Source organism: Micromonospora sp. GCM10011541, from assembly GCF_042650725.1.
In the GTDB taxonomy this organism is placed as follows: domain Bacteria; phylum Actinomycetota; class Actinomycetes; order Mycobacteriales; family Micromonosporaceae; genus Micromonospora; species Micromonospora sicca.
Map to the genome: position 1 here is coordinate 20,630 of NZ_JBHSBP010000033.1, position 17,832 is coordinate 38,461.

Below are 17,832 nucleotides of genomic sequence, written 5' to 3' on the forward strand. Positions count from 1 at the left end.
CCCGTTCAGCGCTGGTCGGTGGGCTGACGGCGGAACCGGGCGACCAGCCGCCGCCAGTAGAGCTTGGCCGCCACCGCCGCTCCGGCCACCCCACCGACCACCGCCTGCACGATCAGGCTGCCGGACCCCGCGTCCAGGTAGGCCAGGTGCATCACCGGCTGCTCCCTTCCCTCGCCGTCATGGAGGCCGGCCGCGACGAGGCATTTAGCCGTTTAAGCCGGACTTGTCTCCTTGACACCGTACGCCGCGCGGGCCGGTCGTGAAGGCCACACGGGTCACTGCGCCCACGTCCGTTCCGTTCAAGACGACCGGCCCCGTGCGCCCCTACCGTGACCGCCATGACACCTCACTTCGACCTGATCGGCATGGCCGTCACCGACATGGCATGCACCCTGGACTTCTACCGCCGGCTGGGGCTGGCGATCCCGCCCGGCGCGGAGCGCGAGTCGCACGTGGAAATCACCCTGGACAGCGGTGTCCGGCTGGCCTGGGACACCGTCGACATGATCCGCGGCTTCGATCCGCACTGGACGGCGCCCACCGGAAGCCCCCGGGCGAACCTGGCGTTCCGCTGCGCCGACCCGGCCGAGGTCGACCGCTGGTACGCCGAGCTGACCGGGGCGGGGCACCACGGCCACCTGGCGCCCTGGGACGCCTTCTGGGGCCAGCGGTACGCGGTCCTGCACGACCCGGACGGCAACGGCGTGGACCTGTTCGCACCCCTGAAATCCCGCTGACCCGCCCGGCCGGTCAGCTCCCCAGCAGCCGGGTGGGTGGCATCCCGGCCAACTCCCGCACCTCGCGGGTGAGGTGGGCCTGGTCGGCGTAGCCGGCGCGAGCAGCCGCCTCCGCGAGTGGCGTGCCGGTGCGGGCCAGGGCCAGCCCCCGTTGCATGCGCAGGATGCGGGCGAGGGTCTTCGGGCCGTACCCGAAGAGGCTCACGCTGCGTCGGTGCAGGAGGCGCGGGCCGAGGCCGACGTCGGCGGCGGTCGCGGTGACGCTCGTCCCGGCGGCGAGCAGGGCGGCGACCCGTACGCCGAGCGGGTCCGGCCCTCCGGCGGCGGCCAGCCGGGCGGCGACGACGGACTCCAGAGCGACGGCGCCCGGCCGCTCGCCCAGCCGCTCGGCCACCTCGGTCGCCGCTCGGCCCCAGAGCACGTCCAGCGGCACCCGCCGGTCGCGCAGCTCGTCGGCGGGGACGCCGAAGACGGCGGGGCCGATGCCCGGCGGCAGCCGCAGGCCGACCCACCGCTCCCCCGGCGTCGGGTCGGTGAGGTACGCGGTGCGGTCCGGGCCGGCGACGAGGAGCCCGGACCGGCTGGACCAGAGCAGGTCCAGACAACCGTCCGGCAACACCCGGGCGGGCGCGCCGCCGCTGACGCTGGTCCAGCGCACCGCGCCGGGCAGATCGGCCGGCATCTCCCGGTACATGCCGCCCAGCCTGCCACGCGCACGCTAGCCTGCGGCGGTGCGATGGACGGTGCTGGACGCGGCGCTGGACTCCTCGGGCCGGGGCCGGGGCGAGGAACGCGCGCCGGGCGCGCTGCGGGCGGCCGGCCTGCTGGAGCGGCTCGACGCGCGGGACGGCGGAGCGGTCGACGCCCGGATCGACGATCCGCGGCGGGACCCGGCCACCGGCCTGATCGGCGCCGCGCAGGTCCGCCGGGCGAGCAGCGCGATCGCCGCGGGGGTGGCGCGGGTGCGGGCCACCGGCGAGCGTCCGCTGGTGCTCGGCGGGGACTGCACGATCCTGCTGGGCGTCTTCCTCGACCTGCCGGCCGGTACGGGCCTGTGGTTCCTGGACGGTCACGTCGACTTCTTCGACGGCCGGACGTCGGAGACCGGCGAAGGGGCGGACATGGAGCTGTCCATCCTCACCGGCCACGGCCCCGACCTGTTCGGCCGGGCGCTGGTCGACCCGGCGCAGGTCCGACTGCTCGGCCACCGCCCGCCCGGCGACGATCCGAGCCGGCGGGAGGCCGCCCGGGTCGACCCCCGGGTGGTCCGGCTCCCGGCGGCCGCGCTGCGGCGTCGCGGCGCCGCGGCCGTCGGCCGGGAGCTGGCCGCGGACGGGGTCGCGCCGGCCTGGCTCCACCTCGACCTCGACGTGCTCGACCCCGGTGCGCTGCCCGCGGTGACCTATCCTGAGCCGGACGGTCTCGACTGGGACGACCTGGTCGCGCTGGTCGGACCGCTGGCCCGGTCCGAACGACTGCTCGGGCTGAGCGTGGCCGACTTCAACGCCGACGAGGACCCCGACGGGCGCCACGCCCGACGCCTCGTCGAGGTCCTCTCGGCCGCTCTCGCTTCCTGACCTGCCGGTCAGCGACGACGGTGGCGCATGCCCAGCCGGAGCAGGATGAACCGACGCGGCGGGGTCCGCCACGGGCGCCGCGGTGGGCGCCGGTGCGGGCTGCGCGGTCGTGGGCGCGGTCAGCAGGCTCTCTGTTCTGTCCATGCCGGCAGGCCTCGGGCGGCCCGCTGGTCCGGCACCGTGAACACCTATGCGTCGGCTGTGGAATCCGGCAGCCACACCGTGAAGACCGTGTGGCCGGGGCGGCTCGCCACGTCGACCCGGCCGTGGTGGGCCTCCACCACGGCGGCCACGATGGCCAGGCCGAGGCCGGTGCTGCCGTGCGCCCGGGACCGGGAGCTGTCCCCGCGGGCGAACCGCTCGAAGACCTCGTCCTGCAGGTCGGGTGGGATGCCCGGCCCGTCGTCGGCGACGCTCACCTCGACCCCACCGGCGACCGGGGCCAGCCGGGTGGTCACGGTCGTGCCGGGCGGGGTGTGCACCCGCGCGTTGGCGAGCAGGTTCGCCACCACCTGGTGCAGCCGGGCCGCGTCCCCGGTCACGGCCATCGGCTCGTCGGGCAGGTCGAGCTGCCAGCAGTGCTCCGGGCCGGCCACGTGCGCGTCGCTGACCGCATCGACCACCAGCGCGGTCAGGTCGACCGGTTCGGCCGCCAGGGGCCGGCCGGAGTCGAGCCGGGCCAACAGCAGCAGGTCGTCGACGAGGCTGGTCATCCGGGTGCTCTCCGACTCGACCCGGCGCAGCGCGTGGGCCACGTCCGGCGGCACCCGGTCCCGGCCGCGCCGGGCCACCTCGGCGTACCCGCGGATGGCCGCGAGGGGGGTACGCAGCTCGTGGCTGGCGTCGGCGACGAACTGGCGTACCCGCATCTCGCTGGCCTGCCGGGCGGCGAGCGCGGCGGCGACGTGGCCGAGCATCCGGTTCAGCGCGCCGCCCACCTGGCCCACCTCGGTACGCGGGTCGGTGTCGGCCGCCGGCACCCGCACCGACAGCGCCACCTCGCCCCGGTCCAGCGGCAACTCGGTGACCCGGGCGGCGGTTGCGGCGACCCGGTTCAGCGGGCGCAGGGTGGCCCGGACGATGAGCGCGCCGAGGCCGCCCGCGATGAGCAGCCCGGCGGCCACCACGCCGGCCTGGGCGACGATCATCCGCATGACCGTCTCCTCCACGCCGGTCAGCGGGATGGCGACGGCGAGCACGTCCCCGTCGGGCGTCCGATGGGCCACCGCGCGATAGTCACCCCGGTCGCCGACCTCGACGGTACGGGGCCGCCCGTCGAGCGGCAGCGCGGACAGCGCGGTGACGTCGGTGGCCGAAACGGTGTCGACTGTCCCGGACTCGGTTCGGGCCGTAGCCGTGGTGACCCCGCAGGCGACCCGCATCGCGATCGAGCCGGGCCGGAAGCCACGCGGCGGCTCCGGCCCAGGCTGGTTGCAGGAGTCCGGCCGTCGCGGGTCCCCGGGCTGGCGCAGCCAGGGCGGCAGGTCGCCGGTGCGCCGGTCACCCATGGTGAGCTGATTGTCGACCTGGGCGATCAGGAAGTGCCGCAGGGCAACCGTGGTGACCCCGCCGATGCCGATGCTGACCAGGGCGAGCAGCGCCACCACGGAGAGGACCAGCCGGCGGCGCAGCGACCAGCCGGCCAGCCGCCGCCGCAGCCGCCCGCGCAGATCACTCCGCGGGCTTGAGGACATACCCCGCGCCGCGCAGCGTGTGGATCATCGGCTCACGGCCCGCGTCGATCTTCTTGCGCAGGTACGAGATGTAGAGCTCGACGACGTTGGCCTGGCCGCCGAAGTCGTAGTTCCAGACCCGGTCGAGGATCTGCGCCTTGCTCAGCACCCGGCGCGGATTGCGCATCAGGTAGCGCAGCAGCTCGAACTCGGTCGCGGTGAGGGTGATCAGATCGCCGCCCCGGCGTACCTCGTGGCTGTCCTCGTCCAGGCTGAGGTCGCCGACGGTCAGCACGGCGTCCTCCCGGGTGGCGACCGCGAAACCGGAGCGGCGCAGCAGCGCGCGCAGCCGGGCGATCACCTCCTCCAGGCTGAACGGCTTGGTGACATAGTCGTCGCCGCCGACGGTGAGCCCGGCGATCCGCTCCTCCACCGCGTCCCGCGCGGTGAGGAAGAGCACCGGCACGGTCGGGGTCTGCTCGCGCAGCCGGCGCAGCACCTGGAAGCCGTCCAGGTCGGGCAGCATCACGTCGAGCACCACCGCGTCGGGCTGGAACTGCCGGGCCGTGCTCAGCGCCGTCATCCCGTTGCCCGCGCTGCGGACCTGCCAGCCCTCGTAGCGCAGGGCCATCGAGAGCAGGTCGGTCAGTGTCGGCTCGTCGTCGACCACGAGCACCCGCACCGGTTCGCCGTCGGGGCGACGCAGCTCGATCCGACTCTGTGTGGCTTGCCCGTCCATGACCATGCCCCCATCGTGGGTCGCTGCGCTGTGCCGGGCCTGTCCCGATCCTGTGTACCAGCTGTGCGGCCCCGCCGGGTCGCCCACACGCGCGCGAGGCCCGCACCCGGCGGTGCGGCCGAGGCACAGCGCGGCCACAGGTCCGACCCACCTGCCCTCCAGGCACGGCCCGCAGGCTGGCGGCATGGGACTGGACGGGAGCTTCGAGGCTCGCTGGTGGTGGCGGGACAAGCCGGCGCGGGTGGCGGTGACCGAGCGGACGGCGCTGCCGGCGGCCCGGCGCGCGGTGGCGGGCCGGCTGGCCGTGCTGCGCGCCGCGGAGGCGGAACTGGCCGAGGCGCACCGGCCCGGTGGGCGCACGCGACCCGCGTACCGGCGGGGCGCCGGCCTCGCCGTGGACGGCGCTGACGGTCGCCGCTCACCGGCTGCGGCCACGTGCCGATGCACGACGACCCGGAACTGGTCGCCTCGGTCATCCTCGGCACCACCGGCGCGGCCCGGCCTGACCGCCGCGCCTCACTCGGTCGCGCCGAGCGGGTCGGTGCGGACGAACCGCATGGTCCAGGTGCCGTACCCGTCCCGGTGGTCCCGCTCGTAGAGGTGGTCCGGTCCGCCGCCGGCCGCCGGCGCGGCATGGCCGGGATGGCGCATGATCCACCACTGCGGCGGCGCGCCGTCGGGGTCGGCCGGCAACTCCCGGACCAGGTCGTGGGCGGGCCCGCCGACGAACCGTACGCGCACCTCAGCCACCCGCACACCCTCCATCCTCGGGCCGGCACCCGTGGTCACCGTGCCCCTGGAGGGGAAGCTACCCCGCCGCGGCCGGCCCCGGCCGGTAAACCCGGGGCGGTTTGCCCAGCTCGGGCCCCGGGTACCGCGTCCCGAAGCGCCGGATCGGGCCGGGGCGGGACGAGGACGAGGAGTGGTCGATGAGGACGCTGGGCGGGCGGTACGAGCTCGAACAGCGGGTCGGCGTCGGCGGGATGTCGGAGGTCTGGCGGGCCCACGACCTCGTGCTGGACCGGACGGTCGCGGTGAAGCTGATCTCGCCCAGCCTGGACGACGAGGCGACGTCGGTGGAGCGGATCCGGTCCGAGGCCCGCTCGGCGGCCCGGCTGGTACACCCGAACGTGGCCAGCGTGCACGATTTCGGCACCTCGACGGCCATGCCCGGCCGCGAGGCGCCCTACATCGTGATGGAGCTGGCCGAGGGCGAGACGCTGGCCGCCCACCTGCGGGCGGGCCCGCTGGACTGGCGGATCGCCGTCCGGGTCTGCGCCGAGGTGAGCGCCGCCCTGGCCGCCGCGCACGCGCACGGCATCGTGCACCGCGACGTGAAGCCCGCCAACGTGATCCTCGCGCCGTCGGGCGTGAAGGTCCTCGACTTCGGCATCGCCACCTCGACCGGCGCGACGGACCACACCCCGGACGGCATCGTGGTGGGCACCCCGGCCTACCTGGCCCCGGAGCAGCTGGACCGGCAGCCGGCCACCCCCGCCGCGGACATGTACGCCCTCGGTGTGCTGCTCTACTACTGCCTGACCGGCCGCCTGCCGTACGCCGCCAGCAGCACCACCCAACTGCTGGGCGCGCGGAAGCGGCAGGCGCCGGAGCCGCTGCCGGAGATCGACGGCCTGCCGGCAGAGGTCACCGACCTGTGCCGGCGCTGCCTGGCCGACGACCCGGCGCAGCGCCCCAGCAGCCTGATGGCCGCGCTGCTGCTCGCCGAGGTGGTGGACGCCCGGGTCTACGTGCCGATGGTGACGGCGGCGCCCCGGCAGCGGACCGCGCCGGTCTCCGCGTGGACCGACCGGGCGGCCGCCGAGGCCACCGAGGCGATGGCCGTCGACCGGCAACCCAGGGAGTGGGCCAGCTGAGCCTCCACGGGCCCCGGCCCGGTTTCACCCGGCGGGGGCCGGGTAGCCGGGCGGGTGAGTGACGGGAGGAACGCGATGCCGGATCCGAGTTCCTGGCTGCACGAGGCCACCGCGACCGCCGCGGGCGGACATGTACGTACGGACGACGGTGGCCTCTCCACCGCCCTCGCGTCGCCGCTGGCGCCGCACTGCACCGGGCTGAAGCCCGAGCAGTTGCTCGCCGCCGCGTTCGCGTCCTGCCTGCATCACGCGGCGGTGGAGGCCGCCGCCGACATCACCGACGAAGCGCACACGGTCCAGGTGACCGCGGAGGCCAGACTGGGCCGTGACGACGACGGCCGCTACCGGGCCGACGTGCACGCCGAGATCTCCTCGGCCGGGCTGACCCGGGAACAGCTGGCCGACCTGGTCGCGTACGCCGACCGGCTCTGGCCCTTCTCTAGCGGCGACAACAGCCGGCACCGGCTCACGGTCACCCCGGCGGAGAACGGCCGGCACTGAGCCGCCGGGCTCACCAGCGGAAGCCGGCGGTCACGGCCCGGTGGTCGCTGTCCGGGGTGCGCAGCACGCCGGCCGCCGTCGGGGTGAGCCCGCGGTAGAGCACGTGGTCGGGGCGGGTCACCGGCAGCTGGGCCGGCCAGGTGAAGCCGAATCCCTGCCCGGCGTCCGCCTGCGCGTCGTGCAGCAGCCGGGTGAGCGGCACGAAGACCCGGTCGGTGGCGGCGGTGTTCAGGTCGCCGAGCACGACCAGCCGGGGGGCGTGGTCGTCGCGGACGGTCGCGGCCAGGGCGGTGAGGGTCTCGTCCCGGGTGGCGGTGTGCCCCGCCCGGGCGGAGCCCAGGTGGACGACGTAGACCACCAGGTCGCCGCCCGGGGCGGCGACCACGGCGCGCAGCGCCCGGGTCCAGCCCAGTCCGGTGTCCACGCCGGCGGAGTCCCGGATCGGCCACCGGCTCCACAGGGCGACGGTCGACACCGTGGCCTGGTGCGGGTACCGCCCGCGCAGCGCGGCGTCGACCCGGTCCTCCTCGTCGACCTCCTGGAGCGCGATCAGGTCGGCGCCGGAGCCGGCGAGCGGGGCCACGGTGGCGGCGGGGTCGGGATTGCCGGACCGCAGGTTCTGGCTGGCGACGCGGATCGCGGCCGGGCCGGCCCCGGCCGCCGGTGGGAGCCACGCGCCGCCGTAGAGCGCCGCCCAGACCACCGCCGGGAGCAGCACCGCCGCGAGCGCCCGCCGGGACCGGCGCAGCGCGGCAGCGAGCGCGAGCGGTGGTACGCCGAGGCCGAGCAGCGGGGTGGCGCTGTCGACCAGGCTGCCGAAACCGTGCACGTTGGGGATCGCGCGGTGGCCGGCGAGCAGTGCGGCGAGCAGGCCGGCGAGCAGGCAGACGAGCAACCCCCGCCGGTCCCCGCGGCCGTGTGATGCATCGGTCGTCCGCTCGTCGATCACGCCCTCCGTCACCATCCGCATCGTATCGAGCCGGGAATGGCCCCGGCGGGCCGACGGCGGCAGCCGGGTCGACCGGGGTACGGCCTGACGGACCGGCACCTCCGGGGGACCGATCGCCGGCAGGTCGGCGGGGTGACCCATGGGCCGAACGGAGGAGGGCCGCGCGTCGCGCACCGAAGATGATCTTACGCCCGCTTCGCCCTGGCGGATCGTTAATAGCCGACAAATCCGAAACGAGTGATGAGCCTGCTTCGTGATTTCGCGAGGGTAATGCCCCCGCGGATCATGGCAAATTGTGACGCATGCCATCAACCGGCCCGGTGGCAAGCGACGGGATGCTCTCTAGCCTCGGCGAGTGCATCCCGACGACTCCCCCGAGCAGAAGCAGACCGAGACGCCGCCCACCGGCCGTACCACCGATGTCGCGTCAGCCGAAAGGACGATCGGGCGACACCGGGCCCCGGAACCGCCGCGCCGCGGACCTCTCGCCTCGACCTCGGCCCGGATTGCCGTCGCCACCGGCGTGACCTGCTGTCTCGGCCTGGTCGCCGTCGTCGGCGCCCGGGACATCGGGCAGCGCCACGAGCCCGTACGCGAGGTGATGGCGGACCGGGCGGCGGCCGCCGCCGAGGCCGAGCAGCGCGCCTCCCGGGACTTCGAGCGGACCGCGCCGCCGGTCGCCGTGCCGGTCACCCCGGTGCCGGCCGCCACCCCGAGCCCCAAGCCGACGAAGAAGGCCCCCCGGAAGCCGGTGCGGCCGAAGCGCCCACGGCCGGTCGCCGGCCTGGACCAGCGCCAGATGGACAACGCCAAGGTGATCGTCGACGTCGGGCGGGACATGAAGCTGCCGCGCCGCGGGCTCATCGTGGCCATCGCCACCGCGATGCAGGAGAGCAACCTCTACAACCTGGCCAGCGACGTGCTGCCCGAGTCGTACGACTATCCGCACCAGGGCAGCGGCGCCGACCACGACTCGGTCGGGCTGTTCCAGCAGCGGCCCAGCAGCGGCTGGGGCAGCGTCGCCGAGCTGATGCGCCCGGCGTACGCGGCCCGGGCGTTCTACGCGGCGCTGCTCGAGGTGCCCGGCTGGGCGGACCTCAGCATCACCGAGGCCGCCCAGACCGTGCAGGTCTCCGCCTTCCCCGACGCGTACGCCAAGCACGAGGAGCGGGCCACCACCGTGGTCGACGCGCTGATCTGAGCCGCGGTCAGGCCGCACTCCGCTCGGACGGCGGCTCGGCCGGGGCGTCCGTGACGCCGGTGGCCACCCGGGTCGCCGGCACCCCGTTGCCGGGCACGGCCGCGGCGGCGGTCGGGGTGTCGGCCGGCACCGGATCCACGGCCAGGCCGGCGAGGAGGTCGTCGACCCGGGCCTCCCGCCGCCGGCGGGCCAGCAGAGCCGCCTCGAAGTCGCGGCGGGCCTCCACCGCCTCCGCGTACGCCCGCTCCCGCACCAGGCGGGCCTCGGCGCGGGCGGCGTCGAGTTCGCCACGGGCCAGCGCCAGCAGGGCGGCGGCCTCCCGCTCCACCGTCATCGCGCCGGCCCGCCCGGCCGTACCGTCGCCCGCGGCCGGCGCGCCCCGCCGGTCGAGCAGATCGCAGAGGTGGCTCGCCTCCTGCCGGATCTGGTCCCACTCCCGACCCGCGCCGGCGGCGCTCTCCGCCCGCGCCGCGAGCCGGGTCAACCGGATCCCCAGCTCGTCCAGGCAGGAATCGACCTGCCGTTGGTCGTAACCGGTCTCAACGACGGAGAACCTCATACTGTCGCCCCCCAGGCAGCTGGTGTTTCTTCCCCACCTGCCGATCCTGGGCGCTGCCGGCGACGGCCGGGGCGCTTCGAGAAAAATGTTCAGCATCCGAGGGCGGTCGACGACCGGCGACCGCGCGTGGACAATCGCCGCCACCCGACGTACGGGCGGCGGCGATGAGGACGAACCAGGCTCAGGAACGCTTCGGCAGCACGACCACGCGGCCGAAGAACTCGTCGATGCGGCGCACCACGTCGTTGAAGTCGTCCAGGTCGATCGGCTTCGTCACGTACGCGTTGGCCTGAAGGGTGTAGCTGCCGACGATGTCGGTGTCCGCGTTCGACGTGGTGAGCACGACGATCGGGATGGTGCGCAGGTCCTCGTCCCGCTTCACCTCACCGAGCACCTGCCGGCCGTCCATCCGGGGCATGTTCAGGTCGAGCAGGATCATGTCGGGGCGGCGGGCGTCGGTGTGCCGGCCCTCGCGCCGGAGAAACTCCATCGCCTCCTGGCCGTCGTTGACCACGTCGATGACCTTCTCGACGTCCGAGTCCTCGAGGGCCTCCTCGATCATCAGGACGTCGCCCGGGTCGTCGTCCACCACCAGGATCCGAACGGGGCTGGGGCTGGCTGGACCCATGGGTTACCTGCTTCGTGTCGGTGGCGGGGTGGGACCTCTCGGTCACCTGCTGGCGGGGAAATCTAGCCCATCACGGGCGGAACGGCGAGGCCAGATCGGGCGTGTCCGCGTCGTAACGGAGAACCTCGGCGAGCCCGGTCACCTGCAACACCCGCGCCACCCGCCCACCCGCCCCGGTGACCCGCAACCAACCGCCGTCGGCCGAGGCCCGGTTGTCCCCGCGGATGAACGCCGCGATGCCGGTCGAGTCGCAGAAGGTCAGCTCGGTGAGATCAATCAGCAGGTATCGCTCACCGTCGGCGGCGAGCCGGTCGATCGCGGCGTTGAGCTGGGGGGACGTGCTCATGTCGAGCTCACCGGCGAGTCGCAGGCACGCCGGACCGCCGGCCCGCCGGGCGTGCGTGACGGTGAGCGTCAACCTGGATCCCTCCCGCTCCCACCGCAGGCGGGGTGCTTGCAGTGCAGCAAGTATACGCGAGACGGGTCGCGACGCTCGGACGGCAACGGTCAGCGCGCACCTCCCGCCGCTGATGCGCGGGTCGGAGGACGGGGTGGCCCCCGGCCCTGGGACCAGGGGCCGGGGGCCGGGGAGGGTGGCTCAGGCAGCCGGGACCGGCTGCAACCGCGGGCCCGTCGACCGCAGTTCCTCCACCGCGGGCGGCTCCGCGTCCTCCGGTGGCCCGGAATCGGGCGTCTGGAAGAGATAGCGGACGAACTCCCCACCCGCCTCGTTGTCGTCCGCTCCGGGCCACTGTCCGACGGAGTCGACGCCGACCACCTCACGGCCGGTCCCGTCGGTCTCCTCCAGCAGCGCCCACAGGGTCACCGGGTAACAGCGGGTGTCCTCGGAGGCCAACTGCCACCGGGCGTACCAGCCGGGTCGGGCGGGGACGATCTCGACGATCCTCTTCATGACGACCTTCCCTTCCGCGTGCCTCGGAAGTCTTCCGGTCCACCCCGATCATGGGCCGCCGTCGGGTGAGCACCCCTCACCCCCAGCGAATGAAGCTGACGTCCGGCCACCGCCGGGCGCCCGCCGGGGTCGTTTCCTTCCCCGCGACGGCGGGAAGGCGACCCGCGGAAACAGCGGTACCGACGAGGAACGAGGTGCGACGATGCGCAAGCAGATGGAGGGCGACAACCAGCGCCGACGGGCCCTGGCCCGGGAGGCCCGCGAGCGAGGTCGGCAGGCCAGCCAGACCGGCGCCAGCCTGAGCGCGTCCAAGCAGATCACCTCCCTGGACCGGGGGAGGCGGGCCGGCCCGCCGCCCGCCGGGCGACACAAGCCGGACACCACCCGGGGCGGTCCCGCCCCGCCGCCGGCCGGCGTGCCGCAGCCCGCTCGGCCGCTCACTGAACCCGGCAAGGGCGCACCCGGGGTGACCACCCTCGGATACCGCGCCCTGGTCGACGACGTCTGCCGGCGGGCCGGGGTCGACTTCACCACGGCCAAGGTGGGCGCCGAGGCGACCGTGTTGGCGCTGGCATGGGCGTTGGACGAGGCGGCGCGGGAACGGCTGCTCGAGGCGGTGCCGATGAAGCTGCACGACGTGGTGCCGGTAGACGGCATCGAGCGGCACCAGGACCTGGCGGGCTTCCTCGCCGAGGTGGCCCGGATCAGCGGCCGCACCCCGGAGCAGGCGCGGTACCAGGCCGAGGCGACCCTCGCGGCGCTGGCCGACGCCGACAGCGACCTCGTCGAGTCGCTGCGCGTACCGGACGGGTTGCGGGAGCTGCTCGCGCCGCCGCCGGAGCCCGGCGGCGGCCTGGTGGGTCCGACGTCGGCCACGGCCCCACTGAACGAGCAGGAGCTGAGGGACGCGCTCAGCGGCCTGCGGTACTGGTCGAGCGACCGGCAGTCGCTGGTCCGCACGATCGAGCTGCCACCGGACAACCTGGACCGGGTGCTCGACCGGCTCGACCAACTCCGGACCGAGGTCGGCCGCGCCCCGCAGATCGGCCGGCCGGACCCGGACAGCGCCGTACTGACCGTGCGGACCCAACGGGTCGACGGGGTGACCGGCCTCGACGTCGACCTGGCCCACCGGGTCGACGACGCCATCGAGGAGGTCGGCGCCGGGATGAACGCCGGCTGAGCCGCCCGGGCCGGCGGGCGCGGCACCCGCCGGCCCGACCCGGCCGGCCGCCCACCGCCTGGGCTAGCGTTGCCGGCCATGGAGAGCGACGCCGACGACCTGGCGCTGGTCGTCGACCCGGCCCGACGGACCGGCCGTACGCTGCTCGCCGCCGGGGTCGCCCAGTCGTACGTGGACGTCGTCGACCCGCGCCACCTGCACTTCGAGTACGTCCGCCGGATGGCCGCCGTGATCGACCTGGCCGCCCCGCCGGGCCGGCCGTTGACCGCGCTGCACCTGGGCGGCGGTGCGCTCACCTTGCCGCGCTGGCTGGCCGCCACCCGCCCCGGATCGGCGCAGCTGGTCGTCGAGCGGGACCCGGCGGTCGTCGACCTGGTCCGCCGGGAACTGCCGCCGCCGCCACCCGAGGTGGCCGTGGTGGTCGCCGACGCCCGGGACGCGCTGACCGCCGCCCCGCCCGGTCGGTACGACCTGGTCCTCGCCGACGTCTACCGGGCGGCCCGGATGCCGGGGCACGTGGCGAGCGTCGAGTTCGCCGCCGAGGTGGCCCGGGCGTTACACCCGGACGGCGTCTACCTGGTCAACGTCACCGACCTCCCGCCGCTGGTCTTCTGCCGGGCGCAGGTGGCCACCCTGCGCGCGGTCTTCGCCGACGTGTGCCTGGTCGCCGACCGCCGGATGCTGCGCGGACGCCGGTACGGCAACCTGGTGCTGGCCGCCGCGCACCGGCCCGACCGCCTGCCGGTACGCCGGCTGACCGCCCGCGTGGCCGGCGACCCCGCCCCGGGCGGGGTGCTGCACGGCCCCGCGCTGGACGCCTTCGTCTCCGGCGCCCGCCCCGCCACCGACGCCACCCTCGCCGCGGACTGACCCGCGCCCCACCCGGCGCGCCCGACCGAGCGGATCCCGGCAAGCCCTTCCCTCCGGCGCCGGCCCGGATCGGGCGTCGGGTTTTCCCGGAGCCGCGCCGGGTAGCCGCGCCGGATGAGCGACGCCCAGGACCGGTCCACCGCGCGCCGGGCGCTGATCGTCATCGGCCTGGTGCTGGTCACCCTGGTCGGGCTGGCCCTGGTCTGGGCCGCCCGACGGGTGCTGATCTGGACCCTGGTCGCGGCGTTCTTCGCGGTGGCCCTGAAACCGCTGGTCGACCGGCTGCAACGCGGCTTGGTTCGACGGCGCGCGCTCGCCACCCTGCTGGTCTTCCTCGCCGCGTTCGTCCTGCTCGGCGCCCTCGTCGCGGTGATCGTCCTGCCACTGGCCGGCGAGGTGGGCCGGTTCGCCGACCGGGCGCCGGAGCTGGTGCGGGAGGCCCGGGCCGGCCGGGGACCGGTGGGCGAGTTGCTGACCCGGTTCCGGCTGCGGGACTACGCCAACACCCACGCCGAGCAGCTCCAGCGGTACGGCTCGCGGCTCGGCCAGCCCGCCGTGGGGGTGGTACGGGGCGTGGTCCAGACCGTCGCCGGGGTGGTCACGGTGATCGTTCTGGCGTACCTGATGGTGCTGGAGGCCCCGAAGATCATCGCCGGCGCGCTGGCCCTGGTCGGCGACGGCGGGGCGGAACGGCTGCGCCGGATCGGCCGGGACTCCGCCCGCACCATCACCGGCTACCTCAGTGGCAACCTGCTGATCAGCCTGATCTGTGGCGGCCTGACCTTCCTGGTGCTGTTCCTCACCGGCGTGCCTTTCGCCGCGGTGATCGCCCTGCTGGTGGCCATCGCGGACCTGATCCCGCTGGTCGGCGCGACGCTGGGCGCGATCATCGCGGCGGGCGCCGGGTTCGCGCACTCCCCCACCGCGGGCGTCATCGTGCTGGTCTTCTTCGTCGTCTACCAGCAGGCGGAGAATCATCTGCTCCAGCCGGTGATCATGTCCCGGGCGGTCCGGCTGAACCCGCTGACCGTGCTGGTGAGCGTGCTGGTCGCGGCGGAGCTGGCCGGCCTGCTCGGTGCCCTGCTGGCCATCCCGGCGGCCGGGATCGCCCAGATCCTGCTCCGGGAGTTCGCCCCGAAGGGGCTGCGCACCGTGCCGTCACCCGCCACCGGCGCCGCCGAGCCGGCGGGCGGGGCGGGCAGGCAGGACGGATCCACCAGCAGGCCAGCGCCGTCGCGCGGCGGGCCGGACCAACCGCCGGCCGGCGGGCGGGCCCCCGAGACGGGCGGGGCCGCGCCGCCGGCCGGCGGCTGACCGTCGCTCAGGCCCGGCGCACAATCTCGGGCGACTCGCTCTCCAGTGGCACCGCGTTGGCCGGGACGAGGCCGAGCTGCACGGCGGGCCGGGACATGGTCGCGTCGAGCACCCAGTCGGCGCCCACCCGGGCCCGGTTCCCGGCGGGCATGGCCAGCAGGTGGTAGCCGCGGGTCACCGCCTTGGCCGGCAGGCCGGACAGCGACACCTTCAACGGGTTGGCCGCCGCGTCCTTGCCACCGAGGTCGACCACCCAGCCCAGGTCGTAGTGCTTGTACGGCTTCCGCTTGCCGTGCCCGTAGGAGGCGGCGATGTTGTGGGCGGCCAGCTTGCCCTGCCGCTGCGCGTGCTGGGCGGTCATCGCGCATATCTGGCCGGGCCGGGTCACGTCGGGCACGGCGGCCGCATCGCCGCAGGCGTACACCTCGGGGTAGCCGGGGACGTTGAGGAACTCGTCCACCACCAGGCGGCCCTTCTCGGTACGCAGCCCCAGCTCCGCGACGAACGGGTCGGGGCGCACGCCGACGCACCAGACCAGGCTGCAGGTGGGCACGTACTCGCCGTCGGTCAGCATCACCCCGTCCGGGGTGGCCTCCGACACCGAGGTGCCCATCCGCACGTCCACGCCGCGTCGCCGCAGCACCCGGTCCGCGGTCCGCGACATCCGCTCGCCCAGCTCGGGCAGCACCCGGGGCGCGATGTCGAGCAGCATCCAGCGCGGGCGCACCGTCAGGTGCGGCCGCTGGGCGATCAGCCGGTCGGTGAAGAGCTGCCCGTGCGCGGCGACCTCCGTGCCGGTGTAACCGGCGCCCACCACCACGAAGGTGGTGCGCGCCCGTTGCTCGGCCGGGTCCTCGGACAGCTCGGCCAGCTCGATCTGCCGGACCACGTGGTCGTGCAGGTAGAGCGCCTCCGGCAGGCCGCGGAAGCCGTGCGCGTACTCGGTCACCCCGGGGATCGGCAGCAGCTTGTTGACGCTGCCGACGGCGAGGACCAGCCGGTCGTACGCCAGCTGGCCGCGGTCGCCCTCCTGCTGCCGGTACCCGACCCAGCGGTTCTGCAGGTCGACCCGGTCCGCCTCGCCGATCACCACGCGGACGCCGTCCAGGGTGCCCGACAGCGGCACCGAGATCCGGGTCGGCTCCACCACCCCGGCGGCGACCTCGGGCAGCAGCGGCAGATAGAGGAAGTAGTCGGTCGAGTTCAGCAGGACGATCTCCGCCCGCTTGCCGGCGAGCCGGCTCAACGTCTTCGCCGCGTGGTATCCGGCGAACCCGGCCCCCACGATCACCACACGAGGTTTCGTCATGCCCGCTGCCGTTCCCGTCGACACGCGCGACAAACGTGGGCGATTCTCGCCCGGCCGGGGACGGGATCAGCCGTGGCTCAGCCGGACGTAGCCGTCGCTCGCCGCCGCGCCCGCCGCGGCGCACGAGGCCGGCCCGCCGCCCGGTCCGGGCCGGCCGGCCCGACCGCAACCGGCCGAGTGGCAGCAGGTAATCCCGGTCGGTGACGTCACCGAAGTGACGGTGGACCTCTCCAAGGACAACGTCTTCTTCGGCGTCCGGGCGGTGGACCGGGACGGGCACCGCAGCCCGGTGGCCTTCCCGAAGCCGGGCAGCTGACCGCCGGCTCACCCGGACCGGGTGGGGTCGCCTCACCCGACGGCGGCGGAGGGTGGTGGGACCGCGAGAGAGGGAGGAAACGACATGGCGGTCCGGACCACGGTACGTCCCTCGCCCGAGGACATCGTCCCGCTGCATCCCGCGCACGGCTACCGGCTGCGGCGGCAACGACACCCGGTCGGGGTACGCGGTGGGCCACGGCGCGCCCCGCGCGGGTACCGGTTGGACGACGCGCAACGGCACCACGTACGTGCGGCCTACGAGCTGCGGGAGCGGCAGCTGGCCCGGGCCCTGACGGCGGCGGGCGGGCAGCCGGGTGACGCGGCGGAGAACCTGGTGGGGCAGCTCGAGCAGCGGATGGACGCGCTGGTGCACCGGGCGGGCTTCGCGCGCTCCATGGACGAGGCCCGGGACCTGGTCGCCCACAACACGTTCACGGTCGACGGCGGCAAGGTCAACCGGTCGTCGTACCTGGTCCGCCCCGGGCAGACCATCCGGGTGCGGCCGGAGCGGCAGTGCCGGGCCCCGGTCGCCTTCGCGGTCGCCGGGTACGCCGAGGGCGACGCCCCGCCGTACCTGGAGGTGCGGCCCGAGCGGTTCACCGCGACGCTGACCCGGGAGCCGCAGCGGCAGGAGGTACCGGTGCTGCGGGACCTCTCCCTCGCCGTCCATGAGGAACGGAGGACCGGATCATGAAGCTGCCGATCCCGAACGACCGGCGGGTGCCGACGTACCTGCGGCAGAGCGGCCGCCCGGAGCTGACGCCCCGGCAACGGCGGCGCGTCGAGCACAAACAGGCGCGGCTGGAGCGCCTGACCGGGCAGCGTCCGCAGGCCCGCGGCCCCGGACGCTGAGCCGACATCCGGTGGCGGTCGCCGTACGGCGGCCGCCACCACGCTGTCAGGCGGGTTCCGGCGCGGTGATCGCCCAGCGCTCGTGGTCCCGCCACGCGCCGTCGATGAAGAGGTAGTCCGGGGAGAAGCCCTCCAGCCGGAACCCCAGCCGGCGGGCCAGGCGCTTGGACGGCTCGTTGCCGGGCTGGATGTTCGCCTCCAGCCGGTGCAGCCCCAGCCCGGTGAAGGCGTGGTCGAGCACCAGACCGATGCCGGCGGAGGCGTGCCCGGTCCCGGCGTACGGCAGGAGGGCGGCGTAGCCGAGGTAGCCCCCGCGCAGCGCGCCCAGCACGATGCCGCTGATGGTCGCGTACCCGGCGATCTCTCCGGTGGCCAGGTCGCAGAACAGGTAGCCCGAGCTGTCCCGCCCCCGGACCTTGCGCAGGTACGCGGCGTACTTCTCCGGATCGTCCGGGGCGGCGAGCCACGGGTGGTGCAGGTCCCGGCTGCGCCGGGCGGCGGCGAGGAACTCGCTCTCGTCGGCAGGGCGGGGGCGGCGGATCCCGACCCGCCCGTCGGTGCGCAGGTATCTCACGTAGCCACACTCTCGCCCACCGCCCCGACCGATATCCAACCGGGGCCGCGGACCGGGC

22 protein-coding genes are annotated in these 17,832 nt (G+C 74.9%); 10 read left to right on the top strand and 12 right to left on the bottom strand.

Going from position 1 to position 17,832, the window contains the following annotated elements:
* Window positions 1-5: 5 nt before the first annotated feature.
* The gene (locus ACFOYX_RS13795) at window positions 6-155 is read right to left on the bottom strand and encodes a hypothetical protein (RefSeq protein WP_165439974.1); all 150 of its coding nucleotides are present in this window, start codon (window positions 153-155) and stop codon (window positions 6-8) included.
* Window positions 156-338: 183 nt separating this feature from the next.
* Between ACFOYX_RS13795 and ACFOYX_RS13800 the strand changes: the two genes are divergently transcribed.
* Window positions 339-737: a VOC family protein gene (locus ACFOYX_RS13800; protein WP_322441841.1), complete on the top strand. Its 399-nt coding sequence runs from the start codon at window positions 339-341 to the stop codon at window positions 735-737.
* Window positions 738-750: 13 nt separating this feature from the next.
* Here the strand turns inward: ACFOYX_RS13800 and ACFOYX_RS13805 are convergent, their stop codons facing one another.
* Window positions 751-1,431: a helix-turn-helix domain-containing protein gene (locus ACFOYX_RS13805; RefSeq protein ID WP_322441842.1), complete on the bottom strand. Its 681-nt coding sequence runs from the start codon at window positions 1,429-1,431 to the stop codon at window positions 751-753.
* 37 nt (window positions 1,432-1,468) lie between these two features.
* Here ACFOYX_RS13805 and ACFOYX_RS13810 point away from each other — a divergent pair, with 37 nt between their 5' ends.
* Window positions 1,469-2,314 (top strand): arginase family protein, encoded by an 846-nt coding sequence (locus tag ACFOYX_RS13810; RefSeq protein ID WP_322441843.1) that lies wholly within the window; start codon window positions 1,469-1,471, stop codon window positions 2,312-2,314.
* A gap of 188 nt (window positions 2,315-2,502) precedes the next feature.
* On the opposite strand, the gene ACFOYX_RS13815 is transcribed toward ACFOYX_RS13810, so the two are convergent.
* The 3 genes from ACFOYX_RS13815 to ACFOYX_RS13825 form a co-directional block, all read right to left on the bottom strand.
* Window positions 2,503-4,008: an ATP-binding protein gene (locus ACFOYX_RS13815; RefSeq protein WP_322441844.1), complete on the bottom strand. Its 1,506-nt coding sequence runs from the start codon at window positions 4,006-4,008 to the stop codon at window positions 2,503-2,505.
* Entirely contained in the window at window positions 3,986-4,732 is a 747-nt protein-coding gene (locus ACFOYX_RS13820; RefSeq protein ID WP_377534004.1) for a response regulator transcription factor, read from the bottom strand. Before ACFOYX_RS13820 ends, ACFOYX_RS13815 begins: the two co-directional genes overlap by 23 nt.
* Window positions 4,733-5,242: 510 nt before the next feature.
* A complete protein-coding gene (locus ACFOYX_RS13825; RefSeq protein ID WP_322441845.1) occupies window positions 5,243-5,476 on the bottom strand; it encodes a hypothetical protein in 234 nt (77 codons plus the stop codon).
* Between the two features lie 179 nt (window positions 5,477-5,655).
* On the opposite strand from ACFOYX_RS13825, the gene ACFOYX_RS13830 reads away from it, so the two are divergent.
* Window positions 5,656-6,603 (top strand): serine/threonine-protein kinase, encoded by a 948-nt coding sequence (locus ACFOYX_RS13830; protein ID WP_322441846.1) that lies wholly within the window; start codon window positions 5,656-5,658, stop codon window positions 6,601-6,603.
* 75 nt (window positions 6,604-6,678) lie between these two features.
* A complete protein-coding gene (locus ACFOYX_RS13835) occupies window positions 6,679-7,104 on the top strand; it encodes an OsmC family protein (RefSeq protein ID WP_109804628.1) in 426 nt (141 codons plus the stop codon).
* A gap of 10 nt (window positions 7,105-7,114) precedes the next feature.
* Here the strand turns inward: ACFOYX_RS13835 and ACFOYX_RS13840 are convergent, their stop codons facing one another.
* Window positions 7,115-8,065: an endonuclease/exonuclease/phosphatase family protein gene (locus tag ACFOYX_RS13840; protein WP_322441847.1), complete on the bottom strand. Its 951-nt coding sequence runs from the start codon at window positions 8,063-8,065 to the stop codon at window positions 7,115-7,117.
* Between the two features lie 343 nt (window positions 8,066-8,408).
* Here ACFOYX_RS13840 and ACFOYX_RS13845 point away from each other — a divergent pair, with 343 nt between their 5' ends.
* Window positions 8,409-9,254 (top strand): hypothetical protein, encoded by an 846-nt coding sequence (locus ACFOYX_RS13845; RefSeq protein WP_322441848.1) that lies wholly within the window; start codon window positions 8,409-8,411, stop codon window positions 9,252-9,254.
* Between the two features lie 7 nt (window positions 9,255-9,261).
* Here the strand turns inward: ACFOYX_RS13845 and ACFOYX_RS13850 are convergent, their stop codons facing one another.
* The 4 genes from ACFOYX_RS13850 to ACFOYX_RS13865 form a co-directional block, all read right to left on the bottom strand.
* Window positions 9,262-9,813: an ATPase gene (locus tag ACFOYX_RS13850; RefSeq protein WP_322441849.1), complete on the bottom strand. Its 552-nt coding sequence runs from the start codon at window positions 9,811-9,813 to the stop codon at window positions 9,262-9,264.
* A gap of 181 nt (window positions 9,814-9,994) precedes the next feature.
* Window positions 9,995-10,441: a response regulator gene (locus ACFOYX_RS13855; RefSeq protein WP_109804626.1), complete on the bottom strand. Its 447-nt coding sequence runs from the start codon at window positions 10,439-10,441 to the stop codon at window positions 9,995-9,997.
* A 70-nt stretch (window positions 10,442-10,511) separates the two neighbouring features.
* Complete coding sequence (locus ACFOYX_RS13860; RefSeq protein ID WP_322441850.1) at window positions 10,512-10,859, bottom strand: STAS domain-containing protein; 348 nt, start codon at window positions 10,857-10,859, stop codon at window positions 10,512-10,514.
* Between the two features lie 180 nt (window positions 10,860-11,039).
* Complete coding sequence (locus ACFOYX_RS13865; RefSeq protein WP_322441851.1) at window positions 11,040-11,354, bottom strand: hypothetical protein; 315 nt, start codon at window positions 11,352-11,354, stop codon at window positions 11,040-11,042.
* A gap of 202 nt (window positions 11,355-11,556) precedes the next feature.
* Between ACFOYX_RS13865 and ACFOYX_RS13870 the strand changes: the two genes are divergently transcribed.
* From ACFOYX_RS13870 to ACFOYX_RS13880, 3 genes are all read left to right on the top strand, one after another.
* Window positions 11,557-12,537 (top strand): DUF2267 domain-containing protein, encoded by a 981-nt coding sequence (locus ACFOYX_RS13870; RefSeq protein ID WP_322441852.1) that lies wholly within the window; start codon window positions 11,557-11,559, stop codon window positions 12,535-12,537.
* A 78-nt stretch (window positions 12,538-12,615) separates the two neighbouring features.
* The gene (locus tag ACFOYX_RS13875; protein ID WP_322441853.1) at window positions 12,616-13,407 is read left to right on the top strand and encodes a fused MFS/spermidine synthase; all 792 of its coding nucleotides are present in this window, start codon (window positions 12,616-12,618) and stop codon (window positions 13,405-13,407) included.
* Window positions 13,408-13,521: 114 nt separating this feature from the next.
* Window positions 13,522-14,721: an AI-2E family transporter gene (locus tag ACFOYX_RS13880; RefSeq protein ID WP_322441854.1), complete on the top strand. Its 1,200-nt coding sequence runs from the start codon at window positions 13,522-13,524 to the stop codon at window positions 14,719-14,721.
* Window positions 14,722-14,728: 7 nt separating this feature from the next.
* On the opposite strand, the gene ACFOYX_RS13885 is transcribed toward ACFOYX_RS13880, so the two are convergent.
* The gene (locus tag ACFOYX_RS13885) at window positions 14,729-16,030 is read right to left on the bottom strand and encodes an NAD(P)/FAD-dependent oxidoreductase (protein WP_322441855.1); all 1,302 of its coding nucleotides are present in this window, start codon (window positions 16,028-16,030) and stop codon (window positions 14,729-14,731) included.
* A 400-nt stretch (window positions 16,031-16,430) separates the two neighbouring features.
* Between ACFOYX_RS13885 and rpsD the strand changes: the two genes are divergently transcribed.
* Together rpsD and ACFOYX_RS13895 are read left to right on the top strand one after the other, a co-directional pair.
* The gene (rpsD, locus tag ACFOYX_RS13890; protein ID WP_322441856.1) at window positions 16,431-17,042 is read left to right on the top strand and encodes a 30S ribosomal protein S4; all 612 of its coding nucleotides are present in this window, start codon (window positions 16,431-16,433) and stop codon (window positions 17,040-17,042) included.
* A complete protein-coding gene (locus ACFOYX_RS13895; protein WP_161557994.1) occupies window positions 17,039-17,200 on the top strand; it encodes a hypothetical protein in 162 nt (53 codons plus the stop codon). Before rpsD ends, ACFOYX_RS13895 begins: the two co-directional genes overlap by 4 nt.
* A gap of 46 nt (window positions 17,201-17,246) precedes the next feature.
* On the opposite strand, the gene ACFOYX_RS13900 is transcribed toward ACFOYX_RS13895, so the two are convergent.
* Window positions 17,247-17,774 carry a GNAT family protein gene (locus ACFOYX_RS13900; RefSeq protein WP_322441857.1) on the bottom strand — a complete coding sequence of 176 codons (528 nt, stop codon included), beginning with the start codon at window positions 17,772-17,774 and terminating at the stop codon, window positions 17,247-17,249.
* Window positions 17,775-17,832: the final 58 nt, after the last annotated feature.

What these genes read in the sequence shown, in the direction of transcription:
- rpsD (WP_322441856.1), top strand. Translation starts at nt 16,431, where the DNA reads ATGGCGGTCCGGACCACGGTACGTCCCTCGCCCGAGGACATCGTCCCG.
- ACFOYX_RS13895 (WP_161557994.1), top strand. Translation starts at nt 17,039, where the DNA reads ATGAAGCTGCCGATCCCGAACGACCGGCGGGTGCCGACGTACCTGCGG.
- ACFOYX_RS13820 (WP_377534004.1), bottom strand. Translation starts at nt 4,732, where the DNA reads ATGGTCATGGACGGGCAAGCCACACAGAGTCGGATCGAGCTGCGTCGC.
- ACFOYX_RS13805 (WP_322441842.1), bottom strand. Translation starts at nt 1,431, where the DNA reads ATGTACCGGGAGATGCCGGCCGATCTGCCCGGCGCGGTGCGCTGGACC.
- ACFOYX_RS13865 (WP_322441851.1), bottom strand. Translation starts at nt 11,354, where the DNA reads ATGAAGAGGATCGTCGAGATCGTCCCCGCCCGACCCGGCTGGTACGCC.
- ACFOYX_RS13870 (WP_322441852.1), top strand. Translation starts at nt 11,557, where the DNA reads ATGCGCAAGCAGATGGAGGGCGACAACCAGCGCCGACGGGCCCTGGCC.
- ACFOYX_RS13875 (WP_322441853.1), top strand. Translation starts at nt 12,616, where the DNA reads ATGGAGAGCGACGCCGACGACCTGGCGCTGGTCGTCGACCCGGCCCGA.
- ACFOYX_RS13815 (WP_322441844.1), bottom strand. Translation starts at nt 4,008, where the DNA reads ATGTCCTCAAGCCCGCGGAGTGATCTGCGCGGGCGGCTGCGGCGGCGG.
- ACFOYX_RS13885 (WP_322441855.1), bottom strand. Translation starts at nt 16,030, where the DNA reads ATGACGAAACCTCGTGTGGTGATCGTGGGGGCCGGGTTCGCCGGATAC.
- ACFOYX_RS13850 (WP_322441849.1), bottom strand. Translation starts at nt 9,813, where the DNA reads ATGAGGTTCTCCGTCGTTGAGACCGGTTACGACCAACGGCAGGTCGAT.
- ACFOYX_RS13835 (WP_109804628.1), top strand. Translation starts at nt 6,679, where the DNA reads ATGCCGGATCCGAGTTCCTGGCTGCACGAGGCCACCGCGACCGCCGCG.
- ACFOYX_RS13880 (WP_322441854.1), top strand. Translation starts at nt 13,522, where the DNA reads ATGAGCGACGCCCAGGACCGGTCCACCGCGCGCCGGGCGCTGATCGTC.
- ACFOYX_RS13800 (WP_322441841.1), top strand. Translation starts at nt 339, where the DNA reads ATGACACCTCACTTCGACCTGATCGGCATGGCCGTCACCGACATGGCA.
- ACFOYX_RS13855 (WP_109804626.1), bottom strand. Translation starts at nt 10,441, where the DNA reads ATGGGTCCAGCCAGCCCCAGCCCCGTTCGGATCCTGGTGGTGGACGAC.
- ACFOYX_RS13830 (WP_322441846.1), top strand. Translation starts at nt 5,656, where the DNA reads ATGAGGACGCTGGGCGGGCGGTACGAGCTCGAACAGCGGGTCGGCGTC.